Genomic DNA, 22674 nt, shown 5'->3' on the forward strand with positions numbered 1-22674 from the left:
AAGATATAGCCGATGAAGTCAAAAAAATCAAAAAAGCTGTGAGTGAGTAAGAATTTAAAATTTATAAATTCTGCAAAATTCTCAAATTTCCAAATTTAGGCTATGGGTTAAATTTTAAATTTAGCCCGTAGCTTGAAATTTTAAAATTCGCAAATTTTATCGCATTTCAAATACTGCCCCGATACGCTAACCATTGTCATTACGCTAAATTCGCTGTCATTGCGAGCGAGTGTAACGAGCGAAGCAATCCAGGGAAATTCAAATAAATTTTATTAATTTTCAAATTCTCTCTAAATTTTACTGGATTGCTTCGCTACGCTCGCAATGACACGAAATTTACATTTTGGTGATTGTTGCTCATAGATTTCTTCGCATATTAGACACACTTGCAATGACGATAGAGAGTGTATAAATTTTACTAAATGTCATTGTAAATTCGATTCGGTGTTTTTCAAAATTTTATAATCATTTTATCATTGATAAAAGGCATGATTTTTAAAGAAAACAAAGTTTTTTCTTAGCTGAATTTAACGAGTTTTTAGAAATTTCAATGCAAATTTTAAAAGCGAAGAATATATCTTAAAACCCGCGTTATAGGCACAAAAAAGATATATATAAAAATAATCGTGTAAAGAGCGATAGTATAGGCGTTTTGTTCGCCCATCTCTATAAAAAAGGATGAAATAAAAACTATAAAAGTTACAAAAGCGGTCATAAAACAAACTAATGGCTCTTTGTATTTTTCTAAGCTCTCATCGCGAAGCTCACCAGCATCATAGCCGTCTGCGATCTTATAGCCTATCCACCAAAAAAAGGCGGTAGCAAAAGGACATATTTCCAATCCTTGCTTATATCGCCTTCAAAGAAGTAAATGCCGATGATTAGAGCTATAACAAAGCCCTCAGAGTATCTTATAACCTTTTTCATAAAAAGGATTATATAAAATAAAAAAAGGTGTCAAGTCATGGATGATACAACACTAGGCGCAGTCTTAGGTGTGGCGATAAAAGGACTGCCAAGTATTCATAAGCTAAATAGCTCTTTTGAGCAAATAAGCGCTTCGCTACAAAAAGCAGGAGCAAATGCGAGCACGCTAAATGCAAAAATAGCAAATCTAGGCAGTGCTACAAAAAGCATAAACCTAGCAAAAGCTAGGCTCGATGATGAGTTTGCTAAAAGCCCTTCTGCACTAGCCAAGATTGGCGCACTTAGCGTGCCTGTAAAGTTAGCTGTGGATTATGAAAGCGCTATGGTAGATGTGAAAAAATACATAGAGTTTGAAAGCGAAGAGCAGTTTGCCAAAATATGCTAGGACTTAGCGCAGATAGTGCAGCGGCTCTTGTGCAACTATGCTAAGTGTGGGAAAAGCCCCAGAAGTAGCTAGCGGGGCTAAAAGTGGCTTTGAAAGGCTTAAAATTTCGCTTTTAAACCTTGGAGCTAGTATATCGGCGAGGCGTTTTGCCACTTAGTAATTTTTTGGCTGATTTTATAGCCAAAACAGCGTCTGCCATAGATGGCTTTATAAACAAGCATTCACAATATGTAAGACCGATTTTGGGCGTGGTTTTGGCGTTTTTAGTTTGGGGCGTGGTTGCACCTGTGATTAGAATTTTAGCAAATAGCTTTTTGATTATGTTTCATCAAGCGGAATTTTAATGCTAAAAAATGAAGTAAATTTTATTTTTAACAATTTTTTGCAGAGGACTTTGTAGAAGCCGTAGTAAGTGCAGAGTTTAGCAGCTTTAAAATAAGGTTACTTTTGTGGATTTTACAATTTAACTTGACTTTTGGTATTAAATTTGCGGATTTAGATTTTTTTTGAATTCACTGAATTTGCGCAAGCTTGCTAAATTTTTGTTTTTTTATAAATGCTATTTAGATAGAATACTTGATAAAAATTATTTTTTAAGGTTTAGATTATATGATAAAAAGTATCACGATTAAAAATTTTCGTTCAATTGTGGAACAAACGATAGAATTTGACAAATTTACTTGTTTAGTTGGAAACAACGATTGTGGCAAATCGAATATTCTTAAAGCTTTAAATTTATTTTTTAATAAACAAACTGATTTTAATACAGAATTTGATTTCGACAGAGATTATTCTAAATTTGCTAAAAAGCGTAATGAAAAGGCAGAAGAGATAACTATTTCTATTGCTTTTAATTTACCTTCAAAGAAATATAAAGATAATGTGATAACTTGGAAAAAAATTTGGAGACAAAATGGTTTTTTTGGCGACAATATGAACGACATTGTTTCGTCAAGGTCAAAAACAAGAAATTTATTAGAAAATAAAATAAAATATCAATACATCCCGGCAATCAAAAGCAATGAATATTTTAAAGACTTAATGTCTAAGATGTATGATTCTATGATGGATAGTGCTGATAAAAATTTATCTAATATAAATAAAAAATATTCAGATGAATTGCAAAAAATAACAAAAAATTTAACCGAAACGCTGAGTAATACGCTAGATATAAATTCTGTTATTGAAATGCCAAAAAATCTTAGTGTATTGTTTAAAAATCTAGAATTTTCAACTAGTGATAATTTTGTAAAAGAGATAAATTTAGCTCGTCGTGGTGATGGCATCAGGACTCGTCATATACCATCAATTTTAAAATATATAGATGACAATATGGAATCAAGTAAAGTAAAAAGAATTTTTATTTGGGGATACGAAGAACCAGAAAATAGTATAGAATTTACATCTTGTTCTAAAATGGCTGATGAATTGTATGAAATGAGTAAAGATAAACAAATTTAATAACAACTCACTCTCCATTTTTTTATTTAAAAGGAAAAGAGGAAAGCTCAAAACTTTATTATGTTAGTAAATCTATAAATGGTGATTCGAAATATATCAATAAAAATCCAAAAAAATACTGAAAAAAATTTATTTAACAATCGCGATGATATGAACGAAGTCGATGATATAGATGAAGAAATGGGGCTTATGCCACTTGTTGCTCCGTATGTAGAAAAAAAGAAAGAAGAATTACAAAACAATTCAAAAAAAATATTGGAAGAAAATGAAAAATTAAAGAATAAATTAGCAAATTTGACAGATAAAATTTTACTTATAACAGAAGGAAAAACAGATATTAAACACATTAAAACAGCTTTTGGTTGTTTAGAAAATTTAGACGAAGAACTTTTGAATAAAATTGAATTTTATGATTTTAATGAAACTAAAACGCTAGGATATACTGAATTACAACCAATGTTGAATTATCTATCCAAACTAAACAATAATAATATTATTTATTGTTGGCTTATTTGATAGAGACGAGAATAAGATAAACAATTGGATAGAGAGTAACTTTAAAAATTTAGGCAATAATGTCTATGCTTGCTTAATTCCATTTTTGGAAAATGAAGAAAGAAAAAGAGGTGATAAAATTTGCATAGAACACTATTATTTAAATGACAAAATTACCAAAACATTAAATAATGGCAAGCGATTATATTTAGGCGTAGATTTTGATAAAATTGGAAAATCCAGCGATGGTAAATTTATTGTAAAAGGCGCAGATAAAAACCCAATTAGTGATTATAATGAATTATTCTCCACGGACAATAACAAATTACAAGCTATTAGTGATAACGCAAGATTAGCTTCAAAAAACGAATTTGCTGAGTATGTAATGGCAAATTCAAGTGAATTTAATTTTGAAAATTTTAGAAAAATTTTTGATTTAATCAGTGAAATATACAAAAATTTCAGAAATAATGAATAAAATTGGTTAAGCAATCAATTCGCACCCGCGAAATTTGGGTGCGAATTTGGGGTAAATTTAGGCAAAATTTAGCGCTTTTTTAATCGCCAAAATTTCGTTTATATTTTTTTCTAACTCGTCCAAATTTAGCATATTTGGCCCATCGCACAAGGCTTCGCACGGATTTAGGTGCGTTTCGTAGAAAAACCCATCGACCCCCACGCTAGCAGCCGCGCGCGCCAAATACGGCACAAATCTCGCGTCTCCGCCACTTGTGGCACCATTTGCGCTTGGCATTTGCACGCTGTGTGTCGCGTCGAAAATCACGGGCGCAAACTCACGCATTATCGGGAAACTTCGCATATCAACGACGAGATTTCCGTATCCAAATGTGCTTCCCCTCTCGCACAGCCACACGCCGTTTTCTTTGGCAGCCTCGTAACCTGCGCTTTTTACACCACGCGTTTCAAGGACTTTTTTTACGCTGTGATTCATCGCCTGCGGTGCGAGAAACTGCCCCTTTTTGATATTTACTACCGCTTTTGTTTTAGCAGCGGCTACGAGCAAATCGGTTTGGCGGCACAAAAATGCCGGGATTTGCAACGCATCGGCGACCTCCGCCACAGGCGCAGCTTGGGTGCTTTCGTGGATATCGGTTAGGATTTTAAATCCAAATTTTTCCTTCACTTCGGCTAGTATTTCGCAGCCCTTTTTAAGCCCCGGACCGCGGAAGCTTGCAATACTCGTGCGATTTGCCTTATCGAAACTGCTTTTAAAATAAAAATCGATCCCGTCCATTTCGTGAAATTTGCGAAGCTTCTCAGCCACCGCGAAAATTAGCTCTTTGCTTTCGATGACGCAAGGTCCTGCGATTAAAATCATTTTCTATCCTTTGTTTAAATTTCGGCTATTTTAACCAAATTTAATTAATAATTAATCTTAATACGGCTTGCCAAACATCTTCTCATAATGCTCGTAAAATCGCTTGTAGTAGGGGTTAGAGTAGCGTTTGCGCATGCCGTAATTATAACACTCGATTGTGTCTTTTATGTTTTTGTTTTTGGCATTCCAGCATTTGCGCAGGATTTTGGCGCATTTTGTGAGATTATAAACGGGATTGAAGATATAATCAATCTCGCTTTTGTCGAAATTTACGGCGTTTAGCTGCCCAAGTCCCACATCGATAGGAAAGCCGTCTTCGTAGAGTTCTTTTGCGATTTGGATTGCGTAGGCTTCGTTTATGGGGTGAATTGCCACGACCCATTTGGAGCGATTTAGACTGTAATTGCTAGTGCGAATTCGCGCATTTGGACTGCTTAGGGTGGCGAAATAATCGGCGTTTGCTTTGTTTGTGAGAAATGAAATCGCAAAGGGGTTAAAATCGCTTTCGATTTTTACGATTGTGTATAAAATTTCGGGTTTGACGCCCTCGTTTGTGGCGACATACGCGATGGAATTTGTAATATCTGCGTGCGAATACCCAAACAATCGCAATGAAAAAAATAAAATCAGTATAAAATTTCTCATAACTCTTTCTTATTAAATTTAGCTTTGCGTGAGTATAGCAAAAAATTCGATTTTTTTCTCCAATTTAAGCGAAATTTAATATCAATCGATATATAATCACACTTCATTTTTAATAAATGGTCGCTTAGCTCAGTTGGTAGAGCGCCACCCTTACAAGGTGGATGTCATAAGTTCGAGTCTTATAGCGACCACCACTTGTGCGATGGTAGTTCAGCTGGTTAGAATGCCGCCCTGTCACGGCGGAGGTCGTGGGTTCGAGCCCCATCCATCGCGCCACTTAACTTTACAATCCGTGTCTTGCTAGCTCAGTCGGTAGAGCATCTCACTTTTAATGAGGGGGCCGTTGGTTCGAATCCAACGCAGGACACCACTTTTTTATCCACATAATTTTTAATCCTTAAAGTGTTTGGCTTAAAACCTATATAAATTTTATTTTTCTTTTGATATAATCGCCAGATTTCAATTTTTGGGTATTTTATGAAAAATTTCTTTTTGCTAATTTTCCTTTTTTCATTTGCAAACTCACAAGAGCTACTAAATGGCTACATAGAGGCTGAATTTACCTATATTTCGCCGTATAATTCTGGGATTTTAGATGAAATTTATGTCCAAAAAGGGCAAGAAATTTCGCCAGAAGATAAACTTTTTTGCGTAGATAAGGCTCTTGGCGAAGCAAATGTCAAAATCGCCCAAAACGAAGTAAATAAGGCAAAATCAAACTACGAAAATTTAATCAAAGGCAAAAGACAAAGCGAAATCTCTGCCCTAAATGCGCAGTTAAATTCCGCTAAAATCGCACTCGAAAACGCACAAAAAGAGTTTTTTAGAGCGCAAAAACTTTTCAAATCAAACACCATAAGCAAATCCGAATTCGACCAAAAATCTGCGAATTTCGACACTGCAAAAGCCAAAGTCGCGGAAATCGAGGCAGTGTTACAAACAGCTAACCTTGGCGCAAGGGACGATGAAATCGAAATCGCAAAAACAAATATCGCCATTGCTGAGCAAAATTTAGAAAAAACAAAATTAATCTTTGCCAAAAACACAGCCGTCTCGCAACACAGCGGTCAAATTTACGATATTTATTTCAAAAAAGGCGAATTTGTCGGCTCAAACAGCCCGGTTTTATCGATTTTAGAACCGCAAAATATCAAAGTCAGATTTTTTGTGCCACAAAAAATCCTTGCGAAGCTCAAAATCGGCGATGAAATCGGAGTTTCGTGCGACGGCTGCGAGGGCGAAAAACCAGCTGTGATCTCGTATATCTCGCCAAGCGCCGAATTTACTCCGCCCGTGATTTACAGCGTCGCAAGCAGAGAAAAAATGGTCTTTATGCTCGAAGCGACCTTTGCGCCAAACACCGAATTTAAGCCGGGTTTGGGCGTTAGCGTGAGAATAAAATGAGCGAATTTGCAATCGATGTTAGCGAGCTAAGAAAAAGTTTCGGCGGCAAAGAGGTCATAAAAAATATCTCGCTTCAAGTCCCGCGTGGCAAAATTTATGGATTTTTGGGTCCCAACGGCAGCGGCAAAACCACGACAATCAGGCTAATTTGCGGACTTTTGACCCCAGATAGCGCAAAAGGTCAGGTTTTAGGATACGATGTTTTGACCCAAAGCGATAAAATCCGCGAAAAAGTCGGCTACATGACCCAAAAATTCAGCTTTTGGGAAGATTTGACGATAAGGGAAAATTTAGAATTCGTAGCCCAAATTTATCAAATCCCAAATTCAAAAACAATCATCGACGAAACACTTGCAAATTTAGGCCTTACAGATAGACAAAATCAGCTAAGCAGGGGACTTTCTGGCGGTTGGAAACAAAGACTTGCGCTTAGTGCTTGCATACTGCACAAGCCTGAAATTTTGTTGCTTGATGAGCCCACGGCAGGCGTCGATCCAAAGGCTAGGCGCGAGTTTTGGGACGAGCTTGGCAGGCTTAGGGACGAGGGAATTACCACGCTTGTGAGCACGCACTATATGGACGAGGCTGAGCGTTGCGATGAGTTGGTCTATATCGCAAACGGCAAAATCGTCGTCAAAGGCACGCCAAAAAGCGTCGCTAGGCAAACTGGGCTTTTTTCGTTTATACTTGGCGGAATAAATTTGGCAAATTTGGCGCAAATTTTGCAAAACATGGACGAAATCACCACAACAGCGATGTTTGGAGAGAGTTTGCGAATTTGTGGCGAAGATGAGCAAAGGCTAGAAAAAATCCTGCAAACCTATAAATTTAAGCACGAACTTTCGTGGCAAAAAAGCGAGGTTTTGCTAGAAGATGCCTTCGTGTATTACCTAAAAAAGGCGCTTAAATGAGGCTAGCGCGCATAAAAGCCCTCGTCAAAAAAGAGCTAATCCAGCTAAGGCGCGATAAAACCACATTTGGCATGGTCGTGGCGATCCCGATAATTTGGCTTTTGATGTTTGGTTACGCCATAAATATGGACCCCAAAAACCTACCCATGGCGCTTAATTGCAGGGACAATTCGCCGCTTAGCAGAAGCATTGTAAGTGGGCTTGAAAATTCGGGCTATTTTAGGATAGTCGCCGAAATCTCAGATGACAAAACCGGCGAAAAGCTCCTAAAACAGGGAAAAGTTTTGTTCGTGCTAAATATAGGCGAAAATTTTACCAAGGGTATAATCCGCGCTGAAAATCCTAAAATTTTGCTTCAAGCAGACGCTAGCGATCCAGTGGCTGTATCGTCGGCTATAAGCGCGATTTCTGGGGTCAGCCAAAGCGTGATAAATAAAGAATTTAAAGGAAATTTGGCTCATTTGCGCACCAAAAATCCGCCATTTGAAATTCTGCTTCACCGAAATTTCAACCCAGAGGGATTTACAAGATACAACATAATCCCTGGGCTAATCGGCATGGTTTTGATTTTTACCGGTGTTATGATGACGGCACTATCGCTGACGAGGGAGCGCGAGCTAGGCACGATGGAAAATCTGCTCTCCATGCCAGTAACCCCGCTCGAAGTGATGATTGGCAAAATCACGCCGTTTGTTTTCATCGGCATTGTGCAAACCTCTCTCATAATCATAATGGCGAAATTTCTCTTTGAAGTGCCTATTTTAGGCTCTTTGGCACTGCTTTTTTTCTGTTCGTTTATTTTCATTGTTTGCAATTTGGCATTAGGATTTTTGATATCGACAATCGCCAAAAACCAGACCCAAGCTCTGCAAATGTCGGTTTTCGTAATGCTTCCATCAATGCTATTAAGCGGGTTTATGTTCCCGTTTTTAGGCATGCCAAGCTGGGCGCAGTTTTTGGGACAGTGTTTCCCACTGACATATTTTTTGCGAATTTGTCGCGCGATAATGCTAAAAAACGCGCAATTTGCCGATGTTTTGCCAAACCTTGCCCCTCTTTGCCTAATCGTGCTTGTAATCACCGCCCTGACGCTAAAAGCCTACAAAAACACATTGGACTGAGAAATTTAAGCATTTTTTGATAAAATATATCGTTATTAAATTTTACAAAATCCCGTAAAAAGGATATTTATGCAAAATAAAATCGCAAATACGCTATTTATTCCGTTGATTGCAAGAATTCATGCAAGTAAAAATTTCAAGCAGTATTTTTACGATGAGACGGCGATGAAATTTAAAGATAAAATCCCGCAAAAATTTCTAAAAATTTCGTCTGAATACGAGTCTTTGGCTTCTGCTGCAAGATACTATGAAACCGACATTATGATAAAGGATTTCATTGCCACGCACGGCGTTTGCAATGTCGTAAATTTGGGCTGTGGCTTGGAGACTTTGGCATTTCGTTTCGGCAAAAATAGTGCGAAATTTTACGGCGTTGATTTGGCAGAAGTTATCGAATTTAGGCAACATTTGCTACTGCAAAATGATAATGAAACTCTGATTTCATGCGATTTGTTTGATATGAAATGGAACGAAAATTTAGATAAAAGCTTGCCTACGATTTTCATCGCAAACGGCGTTTTTATGTATTTTTCCGAGAAAAAAATATTAAATTTAATCGCAAATTTAAAGGCAAATTTTAAAAATTCCGAGCTCATTTTTGACGCTACGACAAAATTTGGCATAAGATGCGCGAATTTTTATGTTGGGCGCTTTGGCAAAGATATGGCTAAAATGGAGTTTTTCGTGCAAAATGTGGGCGAATTTGCTAGTAAGTGCGAGTGTGAAATTTTAAGCAAAACGCCGTTTTTCACCACTGCACGAAAAATACTAAAAAATAAAACAAAACTCTCCACTCGCCTTATAATGGCGTTTGTGGATAAATTTGATTTAGCGTTTATTTTGAGATTAAATTTGCGAAAATAAAAAATGAGCGCGAAACGATTGCGCATCAAAACGAGCTTTGGTATCGCCACAGCTTTTTGATTTACCCCATAAATTTAAGCTAAATTTCATATAATAGCAAAATTTAATTCTCGCGAAAAAGGTTAGCAAATGGACAAAGAGGCCTACATTTACACGAAATTCAAAAGCAAACTAAACGGCGATGATTGCGCTATCGTGGGCGATTTGGCGTATTGTAAGGACCTTTTTGTCGAGGGCGTGCATTTTAGGCGCGAGTGGCTTAGCATGCACGAAATCGGCGCGAAAGCCATGCTGGTAAATATCTCGGACATGATCGCCAAAAACGCTAAGCCAAAATATGCTCTAATCGGGCTTTCGCTGCCCGGGGACATTACCACCGTCCAGATTGACGAGCTGTGCGCTGGGCTAAACGAAACCGCGCAGAAATGGGGCATTGAGATTATCGGCGGGGATACGATTAGCGACGATAAAATTTCCATCAGTATCACGATGATAGGCAAGTGCAAAAAGCCGATTTTCAGAAATGGCGTGAAGTGCGGGCATTTGATCGCGCACACGGGCAAGCTCGGCTATGTGGGAATTGATTTGCAAATTTTGCTTGGAGGGGGCAAAAGAAGTGAAATTTCGCCACATTCTCGCATGCTTCGCCCAGAACTCAGGGCGAAATTTTTCTACAAAGCCGCCAAATATATAAGTGCCTCTATGGATATCAGCGACGGGCTTGGGCAGGATTTGGAGCGCCTTTTGCGCGCTAGCGGCGTGGGTATGAGCTGGCTTGTTAGCCCCAAAGAATATGTGCTAAACTCGGGCGAAGAGTATGAGATTTTATTCGCGTTCGAGCCAAAATTTCTTAGCAAAATTTACGAAATCGCCTCCAAAACCAAAACCCCAATTAGCGTCATTGGCAAGGCGGAGGATCGAAATTTAGACAATACTTGTGAATTTAAGGGCGAAAGGCACCATTTTAGCGAGTAAATTTGCAAATTTTTAGAAAGGTTTTTTGTGAAAAAGTTAGTTATAGTAGCTATTTTAAGCGTATTTGCTTTTGGCGAAGGCGGTTGTAAGAACAAATTTGCACAAGAAAAAATCGAAAGGTTAAAAGGAGAAGTAATGGATAATTTTACTACTTTGCGTGAAATAAAATGTGAAAACAATATTCTAACACACGATAGTATCCTTTCTGTTGATTTAGAAAAAATGGGCGAAAAAGAGAAATCAAATTTTTTATTTTTTATTGGAGAAATAGTAAAAAATAGATATTGTAATAGCGAAGATTTTGTTAATATTCGCAATGCAAATTTAACTTTTAAACGAATTATTAAAACGCAAAATTTGGATAATACTTATGAATACGAAGTTTCAAATAAGGATTGTTTGCGATAAATTTGTAATTTTGACTATTAAGTCTAAAATTCTAAATCGTGTTTTGTAAATTTTAAAAGCTACGCCCAAAATTTGCTTTTAAGTGTCATTGCGAGCCGTGCGAAAGCACGGCGTGGCAATCGCCAAAGCTTAAATTAAAAGTAGGGTAAATGGCAGAATTTTGAATTTTTGTTTCTTTTTGATAATTGCGAACCGCTAGAAATTTTTAAGTCTAATCCTTTTTTGCGGGGGCGGCGCTCAGAGTGGCGAGGCCCGCCCGCCCCCGCACCCCCACCCGGGCGACGCTTACAAGGTGGCGTGCTACGCACGCATTTATTTTACTGAATTTTGCTTCGCAAAATTCTTTGAGATTATAGTTTTGGGTAAAATTTTGAAAAAGCAAAATTTTGGACGCAGTATTTTTGGGTTGCGCTAGCGAAATTTAGCCATTACCCAAAATTTTGCCCTCTATTCGCTTCAAAATCGCCACGATAATAAAGCTAATAATACAAAGCAAAATCCAGCTAGAAATCTTGCCGAAGCTCACAATATGCCAAGTCTGAGCTTGGTTTGGATAAACCCATGCGCCAAAAAATGTAGCGATATTTTCGGCAACCCAGATAAAAAATCCGATTAGGCAAAACGCAAGCAAAAGTGGCATTGCATACTCTCTTTGGCGCGGGCGAAAATAGACTTTCGCGCGAAAATACAGCGCGCAAACAGCGATTAATAGAACATAGCGAAAATCATAACCTATGAAATGGTGGGTGAAAAAATTCGCATAAATTAGCGCGCAAAGGGCGAAACTAGCGTATGAGCGGGGCATGTTTTCTAGCCGTAAATGCAAAATTCGCCATGCCTGAATCATATAGCTTCCCACAGCCGCATACATAAATCCGCTATAAAGTGGCACGCCATAAATTTTAAACACTCCCGCCTCCGGGTAGCTCCACGAGCCGATAGCTGGGTGGGTTTTAAAAATCTCTAAGGCTAGCCCAATGGCGTGAAAAAGGCAAATCGCGCAAAGCTCGCGAAGACTTTCGAATTTAAACGCGACGAGCAAAATTTGCAAAATCAAAGCCGAAATTAGCAAAAAATCATAGCGCGCGATGAAGCCCAAATTTAGGTGTTTTGAGGCGAAAAGTAGCACAAAAAATGAGCCAGCAAAAATGCAAGCTCGGATTTGTTTTAGCCCAAAAGCCCAAAACTCGGCGATGAAAAATTTCATTTTTCGCCTATTAGATTTCGCACGACATAGCTGGCGATAAAAAGCCCAAAACTAGCCGTTACGCCCATAAAACTGCCAAGCTTTTCGCAGCGCGGAAGTTCGGAGCTAAAAACGCAAGGAAAATCGCCAGAAAATCCCGCTTTTTTGAGTTCGTAGCGAAATTTGCGTGCAAATGGGTCGGTGTGGGTTTTCCACACGGAGGCGATTTCGATTTTGGCGGGATCTAGGCGTTTGGCGGCGCCAAGAGAGCTTATGAATTTCACATTTTTTTCGTGCGCGAGCGTGGCAAGCGCGATTTTGGCGCCCACATCGTCGATTGCATCGATGATAAAGTCAAATTCGCCTATGTCAAAATTTGCCAAAAATTCGCTATCGATTTTAGCGCAGATTGCGCGCACGCCATTAAATTTGCGCGCGAAAACTTCTGCCTTTTTCTCGCCTAAATTTTCGCTTGCAAACTGCCTATTTTGATTGGTTATATCAAATTCATCGCAGTCAATCACGCTCAAATTTACCACGCCGCTGCGATACAGCGCCTCGATGAGTGCGCCTCCTACGCCGCCACAGCCACACACAAGCACGCGCGCATTTTGCAAAATTTCAAATTTCTCGCCAAAAATCCAGCGCGCTCTGGTGAAGCGGTCATTTATTTCATAATCCACTCTTCAAGCCCATTTAATTGGTCATTTGCGGTTAAATTTAACTGCACTGGCGAGAGCGTAGCATAGCCCTTCATCAAAAGGTCTATGTCGCTACCTGCGTTTTTTTCGCTATCAAACTCAAAAACCGCATTTCCTAGCCAGTAATATTCCTCACCGCGCGGATTGCGATTTAGCGTGGCGTCGTGTCCGTAAAATTTCTCGCCAAGCCTCGCGCATTTTAGCCCCAAAAACTGCGACGCGCTCACAGCCGGGACATTTAAATTTAAAAACTGCTTTGGCGGAAGCGGAAAACTGGTGGCAAAAATCTTTTTAACCAAATTTCGCGCTAATTTGCAAGCTAGGCTAAATCCGTATTTATCCAGCGAATCTGCGCTGTAATACTGGCTGATTGCGATAGATGGAATTCCTTGCAAAACCCCCTCCATAGCCCCTCCGCAAGTGCCTGAGTATGTGATATCTTCGGCTATATTTGCGCCGTGATTTATGCCAGAAATCACGAGGTCAGGTTTGCGCGAATACAGGGCTTGAAGTGCGAGATACACGCAATCGCTAGGCGTAGCGTCGTCGAGTTTGTAAAAATCATCGCCGATTGCGATGAAGCGAAGTGGGCGAGTGAGCGTGAGAGAGTGCGAGCAGGCGGACTTTTGCGAGCTTGGGGCTACGATAGTGATATGCGCGATATCCCTTAGCGCGCTTGCAAGTTCCAAAAGCCCCCTAGCTTCGAAGCCATCGTCGTTTGTGATTAAAATTTCGTGCATTAAAGCCCCTTGCTTAGGCAAAAGCTCTCATCGACATCACTAGATGAGAGTGGCGAAGCTGGGTCATCGTAGAAAAATCTATGGCTAAATTTCACGCCATGTCGGAGCAAAATGCGCTTGCTAGGCGAGTTGCAAGCTTGATTTGCTAGGACGATTTGAAAGGATTTGAGATAATTTTCCTTATTTTTTGGGCTCATTTCGCCCCATTTTGAGGATAGTTCGAAGTGATAAACAGCGCTAGCTCCCTCGCTCGTGACATCTACTAGCCTTGCGCCGTTAAAATCAGCCTGCGCGCCAGGGTGAGCGCGAAAACTATCGCTGATTTGCCTTGCGATACCCTCTGGGGCGTTGTTTGCGGTCATTGTCTTTGCCACTTTTATGGCACTATCTGGTTCGTCGATTTGCATTTTTTGGTAGCTCGGAGTGGAAGCGCACCCTGCCACAAACAGCGCGCAAATGGCGCAAATTAGGTATTTTTGCATAATTTTTCCTTGTGATTAAAATTTAAAAATGTTTAATTTTAGCACATTTTGATATAATTGCCAAAAATTAAAAAAGGCAAGAGTTTGAATTATTTGATTTCGTGTTTGGAGCCGTCTGCAAATCTGCATTTTAGCGAGGTTTTGCGTGAAATTTTAATCCTCGATAAAAACGCTAAAATTTATGGCATTTTTGGCGAGGAATTTAGCGCGCACGGCGAGCCGTTGTATAAATCGAGCGAATTTTCGGCAATGGGGTTTGTGGAGATTATCCCGCTGATTTTCAAGGCAAAAAGGGCGTTAAAGCAGATGTGCGAGCTAGCAAAAAACTGCGATGTGGTGCTATTAATCGATAGCCCAGCCTTTAACCTGCCCCTTGCAAAGGCTCTGAAAAAATCGGGCGTGAGTGCGAGGATAGTGTATTATATCCTGCCTCAAATTTGGGCGTGGAAGCGCGGTAGAGTCAAAGCTCTGCAAGAAAATTGCGATTTTTTGTGTGGAATTTGGCAGTTTGAGAGGCAGTTTTATTCTAAAATTTTGGATCTAAATTTTGAAAATTTGCCAAATTTAAGCGATAAAAGCGGTTTTTGCTTCGTAGGACACCCGCTTTTAGATGAAATCAAAGAGCGCAAAAGCTCGTATGAAAAAAACGGCCTAATCGCCTTTATGCCGGGCTCTCGCAGGGCTGAGATTTCGCGGCTTATGCCAGTTTATAGGGAATTAGCTAAAAAGCTAAAAAGCGAAAATGCAAATTTAAAATTTAGCCTAGTTGTGCCACCATTTTTGGCGGATAAGGTGGAGCAAATTTACGGCGATACGCGCGGTTTTAGCATAGAAACAGACGCTATAAAAACCCTGGCAAAAAGCGAATTTGCCTTTATCTGCTCTGGGACTGCGACCCTGCAAGCTGCCCTTATTGGCACCCCTTTTGTGCTTTGCTACAAAGCCAAGGCCCTAGATATCGCGATCGCGCGCAGGTTTGTGAAGCTAAAACATGTCGGCCTTGCAAACATAATCTTTGATTTTTGCGAAAAAGACGAGCTTCACAAAGAATTAATCCAAGAAGAAGTGAGTGTGGCTAATCTCTACGACGCCTACGCCCTGCGCGATGATGAGCGCTTTGCGCGCGCTTGCGTGGAGCTTAGAGAGTATTTGGCTATGCCAAGTGCGAAAAATGTGGCGCGAATTTTAACGACAAACGCGAAATTTAAAGTATAATTAGAAAAATTTGAAAAAGGATTGCTATGAGTATCACAGAACCCATGACCTCTTATGGATACGAAAAAATCACTGCCGAGCTTAAAGAGCTCCAAAATGTCAAACTCCCTCACATCATCAAACAAATCGATATCGCGCGAGATCACGGCGATTTGAAGGAAAATGCCGAGTATCACGCAGCGCGCGAGGAACAGGCGTTTTTGCTCTCTCGCATTGCCGAGCTAAACGACATACTCTCGCGCTCTCGCATAATAGATCCCGCAAGCTACGAGCATGACAAGGTCAAATTCGGCTCTACCGTAACCTTTATGGATGTGGAAACCGAAATCGAGGAAACCTATGTCATCGTGGGGCTTATGGAGGCTGATATTTCAAAAAGACTACTTAATATCAACACCCCGCTAGCGCGCCAACTTTTGGGCAAGGCCGAGGGCGATGAAGTGGTGTTAAATTTGCCAAGTGGCACCAGAGATGTCGAGATTATCAGCGTTAGCTACAAACCGATTAAATTTTAAGGCGAAAATATGAAAAGAGCTGGAATCATCGGCGTAGGGGGATATACTGGGCTTGAACTAGTTAAAATTTTACTAGCGCACAAAGGCTTTGAAATTTCGTATCTTGCCGCTACGAGTGAGGGCGAAATTTCTGAGATTTTCCCGCAGTTGGCTGGGATTTTGGATATGAGGGTGCAAATAGCAGATCCTAAAACTGCCGCGCAAAGTTGCGATGTGGTGTTTTTGGCACTTCCGCACGAAAAGGCAATGGAGTTTGCGAGTGAAATTTTGAAATTTCCTAGCGTCAAAGTCGTGGATTTAAGCGCGGATTATCGCCTATCGCTTGAACTTTACGAGAAAAACTACACCAAACATTTAGACCCGCTAAATTTAGCCCACGCTGTGTATGGTTTGGCTGAGCTAAACGCCGAAAAAATCGCCTCTGCAAGGCTCGTGGCAAATCCTGGCTGCTATCCGACATGCTCGGTTCTAGCCACTGCGCCATTTGTGAAATACATGGATAGCAAAATCGGCGTTTTTATAGACGCTAAAAGTGGCGTCAGTGGCGCAGGCAAGGGGCTAAAAGCCACTAGCCATTTCGTGAGCGTCAATGAAAACATAAACGCATACTCCCCACTCACTCACCGCCACGCTGACGAGATTATGGAGCAACTTAGCCTGATAAATGGCGCGGAATTTAGCGTATCTTTTGTGCCAAATTTAGCCCCATTTACGCGCGGAATGCTTGCAAGCGTCTTTGGCGTGCTAAAAGAGAGTATCGACGCAGAGAAAATTTTGCGCGAATTTTATGCAAATTCGCCTTTCGTGCGTGTGCGTAGTGAGCCAGTGTCTGTGAAAAATGTCGCAGGAACGCATTTTTGCGATATTTTCGTCAAAACGCAGGGGGATAAAATTTGGATAAATTCGGCAATCGACAATCTGCTAAAAGGCGCATCAAGTCAGGCTGTGGCAAATGCGAATTTGATGTTTGGTTACGATGTGGGCGAGGGTTTGCCACTCCTAGGAAATAGCATTTAAATCGTGGAAAATCTGCAAATAAAGCCCGGAGCTGTTTTTATCAGCGACGCGCACGATAACGCAAACAAGCGAAATTTCCTGAAATTTTTGCGAAATTTAGGGAGCGCGAAAACACTGCCGCCGCAAATTTTTATGCTTGGCGATATGTTTGATTTCCTCGCAAATACGACATTTGTGCGCGAATTTTACGCCCAATACATTGAAATAATCAATGAAATTTCGCAAAAATGCGAAATTTATTATTTCGAGGGAAATCATGATTTTAATTTAGAGGCTATTTTCCCGCACGCGCGGGTCTTCGCAAACTGCGCCCAGCCGGCAAATTTCAGCTTTAAAGGCGAAAAAATTCAAATCTCTCACGGCGATATTTTTTTGCCAGCTTTGACAAAATTTGCGCTTTTATCACTGCGAAATAGGGCGTTTTTGAAATTTATGGATAAAATTGATTGCGCGCTAAATTTTAAAATTTCAAAAATGATTTTAAAAAGCCAAGAGAATAAAATTTTGTATAAAAAGGCTGAGAATTTCAAATCCTATATCGAGCCAAAAATCCACAACTACACCGCGCCTATCGTAATCGAGGGGCATTATCACCAAGATGAAATTTTAGAATTTGAAGGCGTAAAATATATAAATTTAAACTCATTTGCCGTGAGTGAGAAAATTTACGAGGTGCAAAATAGCCAAAATTTTGAGCTCTTTTCAAAAAACTTAAATTAAAACTTAGATATAATTGCTTTTTTTTATAAAGGAAATTTAATGATAAAACTTTGTGTGTTTGATTTCGATTCTACGCTTATGGACGGGGAGACGATAACGAATTTTGCAAAAAGCGTAGGAAAAGAAAAAGAGGTTAAAGAGATTACAAAGCGCGCAATGGCGGGCGAGATCGATTTTTTCGAGAGTTTGCAAGAGCGGGCTATGTTTTTAAAGGGTATGAAATTTTCGGATATGCAAAAAATCGCGCAAAATTTGCCCTTTGTGCCAGGCGCAAAAGAGCTTATAAGCTATCTCAAAGCCAAGGGAATTACCGTCGTGGTGTTTAGTGGCGGATTTCATGTGGCGACAGACTGGGCAAAAGAGGTGCTAGGATTTGATGCGAGTTTTGCCAATATCTTGCACCGAAAAGACGGCGTTTTAACCGGTCATGTGGGCGGAGAGATGATGTTTGGCTACTCAAAAGGCGTGGTCTTGCAACAGCTCAAAGCGATTTTGCATTTAAGCGCAGATGAGGTTATGTGCGTGGGAGATGGGGCAAACGATGTGGCGATGTTTAGAGAAGCGGGGCTAAGAATCGCGTTTTGCGCCAATGAAATTCTGAAAAAAGAGGCAACTCATTGCGTGGATAAAAAAGATTTAAGGGAGATAATGCAGTATGTATAACGACGATATCAAATTTAGCTTGTGGTGCGATTTTATCGAGCGCGATTTTATCGCAAAGGAATTTGGCGAATTTCTCGCAAAAGGCACATTTAACGGCGCGACCTCAAATCCCTCTATTTTCAAAAACGCCATTACAACCTCCCAAGCTTACGGTGCGCAAAAGGCGAAATTTGCGCACAAAAACACAAAAAAACTTTATGAAATTTTAGCCATAACTGATATCAAAAACGCTGCAAACGCACTTTTGGCAAACTACGCTAAGGGCGATGACGGCTTTATTAGTATCGAAGTAGATCCTAGTATCTCAGATGATGCAGAGGCTATGATAAAAGAGGGCAAAAGGCTGTTCGCGCAAATCGCAATGCCAAATGTGATGATAAAAGTCCCAGCGACCCATGCTGGATACGAGACGATGAGAGCTTTGACGAGGCGTGGTATAAATGTAAATGCGACCTTGATTTTCTCGCCAGAGCAAACCGCAAAATGCCTAGAAGCAATTAAAGAGGGCACAAGCGAGTTCGCGGCTAAATTTGAAGGCGCAAAACTTCCGCAATCTGTGATTAGCATTTTTGTTAGCCGTTTTGATAGAGCCCTTGATGAGGATATGAAAAAATCTGGCTTAGAGCCTGCAAAAATCGGCATTATGAACGCTACGAAATGTTATAATATAATCGCAAAGGAAAATTTGCCGTTTGTTAGGGCGCTTTTTGCTAGCACGGGGGTAAAAGGTGGCGAAATCCCTGCGGATTATTATATAAAAGAGCTTTTGTATCCTTCCAGCGTAAATACTGCCCCGCTTGATACAATCAAGGCTTTCATAGGGGCGAAATGTGAGCCAAAAACTCCATTTAGCGATGAGGAAATTGATAAATTTTTCGCTGATGTCGCGCAAAAGGCTGGCATTGATATGGATAAAATTTACAAAAAGCTTTTAAAAGACGGATTAGTGGCTTTCGAACAAGCATTTGATGAGATTATGACAACACTTGAAAAGGAGAAATAATGGCTGACGCAATTGATTATTCACAATATCAAGTCGATGTAAGCACGCTGGATTTTAAGCAACGCGATAGACTTGATAAATTTTTGAATTTTTTGGTTCAAAACGGCGGTAGCGACTTGCACCTAAAAGCAGGTTCTGTGGTGCGTGGTAGGATTAATGGTGAGCTTGTAAAATTTACAAAAGATCCTTATCTTAAAGAGGATATGATGACTTTGGCAAAAGAGCTTTTAAAAACTCGTTTCCCAGAGATGATTAAAAACAAAAGCGTGGATTTTACATACAAATTAAACGACGAATACCGCTTCCGTGTAAATATCTTTTTCCAAATTGACGGCGTAAGTGCGGTATTTAGAACGATTCCAGTTAAAATTCCTACAATTGATGAGCTTGGACTTCCAAAAAGTATCAAAGAGATCTGCGATACTGCTATGCGTGGCGTCGTGCTTCTAACTGGCCCAACAGGTAGCGGTAAAACAACCACAATCGCTTCTATGCTAAATCGCATAAACCACGCTAGAACGAGCCATATCGTTACGATTGAAGATCCAGTTGAGTTCGTTTTCAAAGATGATAAATGTATCATCAACCAACGCGCTATCGGCGAGGACTGCAACACATTTGCTGATTCGCTTCGTGCTGCGCTTCGTGAAGATCCAGATGTTATTTTTGTGGGCGAGATGCGCGACCTTGTTACGATTGAGACCGCGCTTCACGCAGCCGAGACTGGTCACCTTGTGTTTTCTACCGTGCATACAATCGATGCAAAAGAGACAATCAACCGTATCGTTGCGATGTTTGAACAAGCTGAGCAAGAGCGTATCCGTATGACACTAGCTAGCGTTATCGAGGCTGTAATCTCACAACGCCTTGCACGCACAATTGATGGAAAACGCGTGGCGGTAGTTGAAATTTTGCGTAAAAATACCCGTATTAGAGATATGATTTTAGAAGGACGCGACTCCGAAATTCCAGACGCAATCGCCGATGGACGCAATACTTACGGTATGCAAACCTTCGATCAACACCTGCTTGATCTGTATGTCCAAGAGGTGATTACGAGAGATGAAGCCCTTGATAAGGCTTCTAAACGCAACGACTTAGAGCTAAAAATGAAAAACGCAGACCTAGCGAAAAAACGCGGTATGATGCTCGCAAACGGCGAGGATATCCCAGATCAACTCGCAGAAGAAGTCGTTCAACTCCAAGATATTCGTCGTTAAATTTACGCTAGCAAGAATTTCTTGCTAGCACCCTTTTATAAAGCTATATTAAAGTTAAATTTTAGTAAAATCAGCCCCTATTTTTTTTAAAGGAAAACTCATGTTAGAAGGTATCGTTAGAGATAGTATCGGTAAAAAGGCTTCTAAGTCTTTAAAACGAGATGGTTATCTAATCGCTAATATTTATGCGAAAGGATTACAAAATATAAATGCTGCGTTTAAAACAAACGATTTTATCAAAGCAGTTCGCAGCAAAAATACTTTGCCTTTCGAGGTAAAAGTGGGCGATAGCACATACAAAGTAGTAGTGCAAGAATACCAAAAACACCCTGTAACAAACGCCCTAACTCATGTTGATTTACGCGTAGTAGATGATAATGTAGTTAGCAAATATCTTGTTCCAGTCTATACAACAGGTGTCGCAAAAGGCCTAAAAAACAAAGGTGTTTTAGTCCAATCAAAACGCCGCTTAGCTGTAAAATGCGCTGGTAAAGATCTACCAGATAGCTTTACGCTAGATGTTACAGATCTAGATTTAGGCGATTTTATCCTAGTTCGCGATATCCCTGTAAAAGATGGCGTAAGCATTATTATGGATGGCTCTGTTGCAGTTGTCGGAGTAACTTCGGCTAAATAGGTGAGCTATGATACTGCTCGTCGGACTTGGTAATCCAGGGGAGAAGTATTCTCACACTAGGCATAATGTAGGATTTATGCTAATCGACGCTCTGCTAAGCAATGGCGGTTTTAGCGATGTTAGCGGAGCGAAATTTCAGGGTGAGCTTTATAAAAAAGGCTCACTTCTACTTCTTAAACCTCAAACTTTTATGAATTTAAGTGGAAATTCAATCAAAGCGGTTTGCGATTTTTACAAACCTGATAGAGTTATCGTAATCCACGACGATATTGATTTAGCACTTGGTGCGATTAAATTTAAGCTTGGCGGAAGCGCTGGCGGACATAACGGGCTTAAATCAATTGACAATCTAATCGGGACTGAATATGAAAGAGTGCGTATCGGCGTGGGCAAAAAGCCAGAAGGCTGGGACGCTGCAAATTTTGTTTTGGCTAAATTTGGGGACGATGATACAGAAAAACTAAGTCAAATTTTAGAGTATGCCAAAAAGGCTGTAAATGAGCTAATTCACAGCGATATAGATGAAATTTCGCAAAAATTCACGATAAAAAAGGTTGCGCAATGAAGCTGTATGCCAAATATGTAAGCCTTGTTTATCTTAAATATTTTTTTATTTTATTTGTAGCTTTGGACTTTTTTTATGTGGGAATCGATGTCTTAACCAATCTCAAAGACTTCCCGCAAAGCGCCAATACAGGGCTTTTATATGTGGCACTAACAGCTGGCGTGGCGATTACTTATATTTTGCCATTAAGCCTGATTTTTGCGCTAATTATAATGATTTTTAACATGATTCGAAGTAGCGAGCTTATCAGCTTTTACGCCCTTGGCGTGAGCAAAAACGCCCTGATAATCCCGCCCTTTTTGATATCGCTTTTTATCACGCTAGGATATATTTATCTAAATACCACCCCTTTTGCCTATGCTTTGAAATTTCAAAAGAATTTGACGGATTTCACGCCAGTAGGACCCGAGATGTTTTTAAAATACGAGGGCAAATATATCTATATCAACGGACTTCACCAAAACCACGCTGATGAGATGATAGCCTTTGATATCAACGCTAGCGAGTTGCAAAGTAGAATTTGGGCTAAAAACGGCGAATACAGCGCGAAAGAGTGGAAATTTAAAGAGGGCGAAAAAACCCAAATTCCTACAAATTTAAGCCTTGGCGAGGCTGGGTTGAAAAGGGAAAGTATCCAAAACGAAGCCATGCTAAGGGGCTTTAACCCAAGCTCGATCGAAAGCGTGTATGATACGAGCAATGTCTATTCGATCAAAGACGCGATTCGCTCTATCAAAACCTTCGCAAACCAAGGCGTCAATGTAAATTCAATCAAGGCAAATTTATACAATATGATATTTTTCCCGCTTTTTGCGCCAATTATGATTTTAATCCTTTATTATTATTTTCCGATTACTGGCAGGTTTTTTAACCTAGCTCTTATGAGTTTTGGGTTTTTTATCATTACGCTGTGTGCGTGGGGGCTGTTTTTCGTGCTGATTCGCTTCTCGCTTAATGGCGTGATACTCCCAGAATTAGGCATTATCGTGCCGATTTTGCTACTTTTAGTATTTGCGATTTGGCTGGTTTTTAAGCATCGTTAAGTCCGAATTTGCTAAAATGCGCAAAATTTTTT

General features: G+C 40.1%; 29 protein-coding genes and 3 tRNA genes. 24 read left to right on the forward strand and 8 right to left on the reverse strand.

Annotated elements, in window-relative coordinates; genetic code table 11:
- Positions 1 to 798 precede the first annotated feature (798 nt).
- The gene (locus tag OFO10_RS07320) at positions 799 to 927 is read right to left on the reverse strand and encodes a hypothetical protein (protein WP_270866681.1); all 129 of its coding nucleotides are present in this window, start codon (positions 925 to 927) and stop codon (positions 799 to 801) included.
- Positions 928 to 964: 37 nt separating this feature from the next.
- Here OFO10_RS07320 and OFO10_RS07325 point away from each other — a divergent pair, with 37 nt between their 5' ends.
- Complete coding sequence (locus OFO10_RS07325; RefSeq protein ID WP_270866682.1) at positions 965 to 1312, forward strand: hypothetical protein; 348 nt, start codon at positions 965 to 967, stop codon at positions 1310 to 1312.
- A gap of 3 nt (positions 1313 to 1315) precedes the next feature.
- On the opposite strand, the gene OFO10_RS07330 is transcribed toward OFO10_RS07325, so the two are convergent.
- Positions 1316 to 1465 carry a hypothetical protein gene (locus OFO10_RS07330; RefSeq protein ID WP_270866683.1) on the reverse strand — a complete coding sequence of 50 codons (150 nt, stop codon included), beginning with the start codon at positions 1463 to 1465 and terminating at the stop codon, positions 1316 to 1318.
- On the opposite strand from OFO10_RS07330, the gene OFO10_RS07335 reads away from it, so the two are divergent.
- From OFO10_RS07335 to OFO10_RS07350, 4 genes are all read left to right on the forward strand, one after another.
- The gene (locus OFO10_RS07335; protein WP_270866684.1) at positions 1459 to 1656 is read left to right on the forward strand and encodes a hypothetical protein; all 198 of its coding nucleotides are present in this window, start codon (positions 1459 to 1461) and stop codon (positions 1654 to 1656) included. The genes OFO10_RS07330 and OFO10_RS07335 overlap by 7 nt on opposite strands.
- Before the next feature lie 265 nt (positions 1657 to 1921).
- Positions 1922 to 2773 carry an ATP-dependent nuclease gene (locus tag OFO10_RS07340; RefSeq protein ID WP_270866685.1) on the forward strand — a complete coding sequence of 284 codons (852 nt, stop codon included), beginning with the start codon at positions 1922 to 1924 and terminating at the stop codon, positions 2771 to 2773.
- A 150-nt stretch (positions 2774 to 2923) separates the two neighbouring features.
- Entirely contained in the window at positions 2924 to 3289 is a 366-nt protein-coding gene (locus OFO10_RS07345) for a hypothetical protein (RefSeq protein WP_270866686.1), read from the forward strand.
- 85 nt (positions 3290 to 3374) lie between these two features.
- Positions 3375 to 3746, forward strand: coding sequence for a hypothetical protein (locus OFO10_RS07350; protein ID WP_270866687.1), 372 nt, complete (start codon positions 3375 to 3377; stop codon positions 3744 to 3746).
- 57 nt (positions 3747 to 3803) lie between these two features.
- Here the strand turns inward: OFO10_RS07350 and kdsA are convergent, their stop codons facing one another.
- Positions 3804 to 4607 carry a 3-deoxy-8-phosphooctulonate synthase gene (gene kdsA, locus OFO10_RS07355; protein ID WP_270866688.1) on the reverse strand — a complete coding sequence of 268 codons (804 nt, stop codon included), beginning with the start codon at positions 4605 to 4607 and terminating at the stop codon, positions 3804 to 3806.
- 57 nt (positions 4608 to 4664) lie between these two features.
- A complete protein-coding gene (locus tag OFO10_RS07360) occupies positions 4665 to 5252 on the reverse strand; it encodes a transglycosylase SLT domain-containing protein (protein ID WP_270865254.1) in 588 nt (195 codons plus the stop codon).
- 118 nt (positions 5253 to 5370) lie between these two features.
- Here OFO10_RS07360 and OFO10_RS07365 point away from each other — a divergent pair.
- From OFO10_RS07365 to OFO10_RS07405, 9 genes are all read left to right on the forward strand, one after another.
- A tRNA-Val gene (locus OFO10_RS07365) sits at positions 5371 to 5446 on the forward strand.
- A gap of 5 nt (positions 5447 to 5451) precedes the next feature.
- Positions 5452 to 5528, forward strand: a tRNA-Asp gene (locus tag OFO10_RS07370).
- Positions 5529 to 5546: 18 nt separating this feature from the next.
- Positions 5547 to 5622 (forward strand) — tRNA-Lys (locus OFO10_RS07375).
- 107 nt (positions 5623 to 5729) lie between these two features.
- A complete protein-coding gene (locus tag OFO10_RS07380) occupies positions 5730 to 6656 on the forward strand; it encodes an HlyD family secretion protein (protein ID WP_270866689.1) in 927 nt (308 codons plus the stop codon).
- The gene (locus OFO10_RS07385; RefSeq protein WP_270866690.1) at positions 6653 to 7567 is read left to right on the forward strand and encodes an ABC transporter ATP-binding protein; all 915 of its coding nucleotides are present in this window, start codon (positions 6653 to 6655) and stop codon (positions 7565 to 7567) included. Before OFO10_RS07380 ends, OFO10_RS07385 begins: the two co-directional genes overlap by 4 nt.
- Positions 7564 to 8688: an ABC transporter permease gene (locus OFO10_RS07390; protein ID WP_270865251.1), complete on the forward strand. Its 1125-nt coding sequence runs from the start codon at positions 7564 to 7566 to the stop codon at positions 8686 to 8688. The genes OFO10_RS07385 and OFO10_RS07390 overlap by 4 nt, the downstream gene beginning before the upstream one ends.
- Positions 8689 to 8757: 69 nt before the next feature.
- Complete coding sequence (locus OFO10_RS07395) at positions 8758 to 9552, forward strand: class I SAM-dependent methyltransferase (RefSeq protein ID WP_270866691.1); 795 nt, start codon at positions 8758 to 8760, stop codon at positions 9550 to 9552.
- Positions 9553 to 9681: 129 nt separating this feature from the next.
- Positions 9682 to 10527, forward strand: coding sequence for a thiamine-phosphate kinase (locus OFO10_RS07400; RefSeq protein ID WP_270866692.1), 846 nt, complete (start codon positions 9682 to 9684; stop codon positions 10525 to 10527).
- Between the two features lie 27 nt (positions 10528 to 10554).
- A complete protein-coding gene (locus OFO10_RS07405) occupies positions 10555 to 10935 on the forward strand; it encodes a hypothetical protein (protein WP_270865248.1) in 381 nt (126 codons plus the stop codon).
- A 421-nt stretch (positions 10936 to 11356) separates the two neighbouring features.
- On the opposite strand, the gene OFO10_RS07410 is transcribed toward OFO10_RS07405, so the two are convergent.
- The 4 genes from OFO10_RS07410 to OFO10_RS07425 are packed head-to-tail and all read right to left on the reverse strand — an operon-like array spanning position 11357 to position 14044.
- Entirely contained in the window at positions 11357 to 12142 is a 786-nt protein-coding gene (locus OFO10_RS07410) for a DUF817 domain-containing protein (RefSeq protein ID WP_270865247.1), read from the reverse strand.
- Entirely contained in the window at positions 12139 to 12792 is a 654-nt protein-coding gene (locus tag OFO10_RS07415) for a tRNA threonylcarbamoyladenosine dehydratase (RefSeq protein WP_270866748.1), read from the reverse strand. The genes OFO10_RS07410 and OFO10_RS07415 overlap by 4 nt, the downstream gene beginning before the upstream one ends.
- Positions 12789 to 13562 (reverse strand): 5'/3'-nucleotidase SurE, encoded by a 774-nt coding sequence (gene surE, locus OFO10_RS07420; protein ID WP_270866693.1) that lies wholly within the window; start codon positions 13560 to 13562, stop codon positions 12789 to 12791. Before surE ends, OFO10_RS07415 begins: the two co-directional genes overlap by 4 nt.
- Complete coding sequence (locus OFO10_RS07425; RefSeq protein ID WP_270866694.1) at positions 13562 to 14044, reverse strand: hypothetical protein; 483 nt, start codon at positions 14042 to 14044, stop codon at positions 13562 to 13564. Before OFO10_RS07425 ends, surE begins: the two co-directional genes overlap by 1 nt.
- An 84-nt stretch (positions 14045 to 14128) precedes the next feature.
- On the opposite strand from OFO10_RS07425, the gene lpxB reads away from it, so the two are divergent.
- The 10 genes from lpxB (at position 14129) to OFO10_RS07475 (ending at position 22642) form a co-directional block, all read left to right on the forward strand.
- On the forward strand, positions 14129 to 15259 hold the full coding sequence (gene lpxB, locus OFO10_RS07430) for a lipid-A-disaccharide synthase (protein ID WP_270866695.1): 1131 nt from the start codon (positions 14129 to 14131) through the stop codon (positions 15257 to 15259).
- Positions 15260 to 15291: 32 nt separating this feature from the next.
- Positions 15292 to 15774, forward strand: coding sequence for a transcription elongation factor GreA (greA, locus tag OFO10_RS07435; protein WP_270859711.1), 483 nt, complete (start codon positions 15292 to 15294; stop codon positions 15772 to 15774).
- A gap of 9 nt (positions 15775 to 15783) precedes the next feature.
- On the forward strand, positions 15784 to 16791 hold the full coding sequence (argC, locus tag OFO10_RS07440; protein WP_270866696.1) for an N-acetyl-gamma-glutamyl-phosphate reductase: 1008 nt from the start codon (positions 15784 to 15786) through the stop codon (positions 16789 to 16791).
- A gap of 3 nt (positions 16792 to 16794) precedes the next feature.
- Complete coding sequence (locus OFO10_RS07445) at positions 16795 to 17511, forward strand: UDP-2,3-diacylglucosamine diphosphatase (protein ID WP_270866697.1); 717 nt, start codon at positions 16795 to 16797, stop codon at positions 17509 to 17511.
- Positions 17512 to 17550: 39 nt separating this feature from the next.
- Complete coding sequence (gene serB / locus OFO10_RS07450) at positions 17551 to 18174, forward strand: phosphoserine phosphatase SerB (protein ID WP_270859700.1); 624 nt, start codon at positions 17551 to 17553, stop codon at positions 18172 to 18174.
- A complete protein-coding gene (locus tag OFO10_RS07455) occupies positions 18167 to 19177 on the forward strand; it encodes a transaldolase (RefSeq protein ID WP_270866698.1) in 1011 nt (336 codons plus the stop codon). The genes serB and OFO10_RS07455 overlap by 8 nt, the downstream gene beginning before the upstream one ends.
- Positions 19177 to 20397 carry a type IV pilus twitching motility protein PilT gene (locus tag OFO10_RS07460; RefSeq protein WP_270866699.1) on the forward strand — a complete coding sequence of 407 codons (1221 nt, stop codon included), beginning with the start codon at positions 19177 to 19179 and terminating at the stop codon, positions 20395 to 20397. Before OFO10_RS07455 ends, OFO10_RS07460 begins: the two co-directional genes overlap by 1 nt.
- A 100-nt stretch (positions 20398 to 20497) precedes the next feature.
- Entirely contained in the window at positions 20498 to 21034 is a 537-nt protein-coding gene (locus OFO10_RS07465; RefSeq protein ID WP_270866700.1) for a 50S ribosomal protein L25/general stress protein Ctc, read from the forward strand.
- Positions 21035 to 21041: 7 nt separating this feature from the next.
- Positions 21042 to 21599, forward strand: a complete 558-nt coding sequence (gene pth, locus OFO10_RS07470) for an aminoacyl-tRNA hydrolase (protein ID WP_270866701.1) — start codon at positions 21042 to 21044, stop codon at positions 21597 to 21599.
- The gene (locus OFO10_RS07475) at positions 21596 to 22642 is read left to right on the forward strand and encodes an LptF/LptG family permease (RefSeq protein ID WP_270866702.1); all 1047 of its coding nucleotides are present in this window, start codon (positions 21596 to 21598) and stop codon (positions 22640 to 22642) included. Before pth ends, OFO10_RS07475 begins: the two co-directional genes overlap by 4 nt.
- Positions 22643 to 22674 lie beyond the last annotated feature (32 nt).

This window comes from Campylobacter sp. VBCF_06 NA8, assembly GCF_027737825.1.
GTDB lineage: Bacteria > Campylobacterota > Campylobacteria > Campylobacterales > Campylobacteraceae > Campylobacter_B.

What these genes read in the sequence shown, in the direction of transcription:
- OFO10_RS07390 (WP_270865251.1), top strand. Translation starts at nt 7,564, where the DNA reads ATGAGGCTAGCGCGCATAAAAGCCCTCGTCAAAAAAGAGCTAATCCAG.
- OFO10_RS07345 (WP_270866686.1), top strand. Translation starts at nt 2,924, where the DNA reads ATGAACGAAGTCGATGATATAGATGAAGAAATGGGGCTTATGCCACTT.
- OFO10_RS07465 (WP_270866700.1), top strand. Translation starts at nt 20,498, where the DNA reads ATGTTAGAAGGTATCGTTAGAGATAGTATCGGTAAAAAGGCTTCTAAG.
- OFO10_RS07340 (WP_270866685.1), top strand. Translation starts at nt 1,922, where the DNA reads ATGATAAAAAGTATCACGATTAAAAATTTTCGTTCAATTGTGGAACAA.
- OFO10_RS07380 (WP_270866689.1), top strand. Translation starts at nt 5,730, where the DNA reads ATGAAAAATTTCTTTTTGCTAATTTTCCTTTTTTCATTTGCAAACTCA.
- OFO10_RS07455 (WP_270866698.1), top strand. Translation starts at nt 18,167, where the DNA reads ATGTATAACGACGATATCAAATTTAGCTTGTGGTGCGATTTTATCGAG.
- OFO10_RS07425 (WP_270866694.1), bottom strand. Translation starts at nt 14,044, where the DNA reads ATGCAAAAATACCTAATTTGCGCCATTTGCGCGCTGTTTGTGGCAGGG.
- surE (WP_270866693.1), bottom strand. Translation starts at nt 13,562, where the DNA reads ATGCACGAAATTTTAATCACAAACGACGATGGCTTCGAAGCTAGGGGG.
- OFO10_RS07460 (WP_270866699.1), top strand. Translation starts at nt 19,177, where the DNA reads ATGGCTGACGCAATTGATTATTCACAATATCAAGTCGATGTAAGCACG.
- OFO10_RS07385 (WP_270866690.1), top strand. Translation starts at nt 6,653, where the DNA reads ATGAGCGAATTTGCAATCGATGTTAGCGAGCTAAGAAAAAGTTTCGGC.
- argC (WP_270866696.1), top strand. Translation starts at nt 15,784, where the DNA reads ATGAAAAGAGCTGGAATCATCGGCGTAGGGGGATATACTGGGCTTGAA.
- OFO10_RS07395 (WP_270866691.1), top strand. Translation starts at nt 8,758, where the DNA reads ATGCAAAATAAAATCGCAAATACGCTATTTATTCCGTTGATTGCAAGA.
- pth (WP_270866701.1), top strand. Translation starts at nt 21,042, where the DNA reads ATGATACTGCTCGTCGGACTTGGTAATCCAGGGGAGAAGTATTCTCAC.
- serB (WP_270859700.1), top strand. Translation starts at nt 17,551, where the DNA reads ATGATAAAACTTTGTGTGTTTGATTTCGATTCTACGCTTATGGACGGG.
- OFO10_RS07325 (WP_270866682.1), top strand. Translation starts at nt 965, where the DNA reads ATGGATGATACAACACTAGGCGCAGTCTTAGGTGTGGCGATAAAAGGA.
- OFO10_RS07410 (WP_270865247.1), bottom strand. Translation starts at nt 12,142, where the DNA reads ATGAAATTTTTCATCGCCGAGTTTTGGGCTTTTGGGCTAAAACAAATC.
- OFO10_RS07475 (WP_270866702.1), top strand. Translation starts at nt 21,596, where the DNA reads ATGAAGCTGTATGCCAAATATGTAAGCCTTGTTTATCTTAAATATTTT.
- OFO10_RS07400 (WP_270866692.1), top strand. Translation starts at nt 9,682, where the DNA reads ATGGACAAAGAGGCCTACATTTACACGAAATTCAAAAGCAAACTAAAC.
- kdsA (WP_270866688.1), bottom strand. Translation starts at nt 4,607, where the DNA reads ATGATTTTAATCGCAGGACCTTGCGTCATCGAAAGCAAAGAGCTAATT.
- OFO10_RS07320 (WP_270866681.1), bottom strand. Translation starts at nt 927, where the DNA reads ATGAAAAAGGTTATAAGATACTCTGAGGGCTTTGTTATAGCTCTAATC.
- OFO10_RS07360 (WP_270865254.1), bottom strand. Translation starts at nt 5,252, where the DNA reads ATGAGAAATTTTATACTGATTTTATTTTTTTCATTGCGATTGTTTGGG.